This window comes from Paraburkholderia sp. RL17-373-BIF-A (assembly GCF_046030175.1).
Taxonomy (GTDB): Bacteria; Pseudomonadota; Gammaproteobacteria; order Burkholderiales; family Burkholderiaceae; genus Paraburkholderia.
This window is the reverse complement of sequence record NZ_JARESO010000398.1, coordinates 1-533: the sequence shown is the minus strand read 5'-3', so window position 1 is coordinate 533 and position 533 is coordinate 1. Positions and strand designations below refer to the sequence as shown.

The window sequence follows — 533 nt, the reverse complement described above, 5'->3', positions numbered from 1 at the left end:
TTTGCTCTGGAGGGTTGGTCCTCGTACGGACTGGGGACCATGCTCGAGCATGCCCGGATACAGCTGGCGCAACCGGAACCCGAAGGATACGCATGGGCTCGTGCGAACGGTCTCAGTGTGCTGCAGATACTGGATGCGGCCGAACGGCATGAAGAGTTGCGGGACAGAGCAAAGGCGGTGCGCCAGGCTTACCTGAATGCCCTTCCTGATTCGCTGAGGCAGTTTGTGAAAGGAACCGCTGATGTCATGTATGGGGATGTGCTGTCTTACTTTCCGTTGCTTGCCAGGGAGAACGAGGTTTGCATCCTGCTGACCCCGGATGACCTGAAGAACGCGATGCGGACGCCTGGGGAGCCGGGTGGGGAGTTTGGCAATGTGTTCGTTGCGGTAAACTGGAGTAGGAAGCCTGATAATCTGCCGTTGGATGCACGCGGGGAGTTCTATCCGATGTTCAATCAGGCGCACCTTGCACAGTTCCCCGTACTGCACGCCAGAAGCATCTCGCGGCTATCGCGCCAGTCGCGGGAGAAGAC

The 533-nt window shown here is 58.5% G+C and carries 1 protein-coding gene; it reads left to right on the top strand.

All coding sequences use genetic code 11. The features are described from left to right. Positions 1-39: 39 nt before the first annotated feature. Positions 40-533, top strand: a 494-nt coding sequence (locus tag P0D80_RS51075) for a hypothetical protein (RefSeq protein WP_408296571.1), incomplete at its 3' end; no start/stop codon positions are given.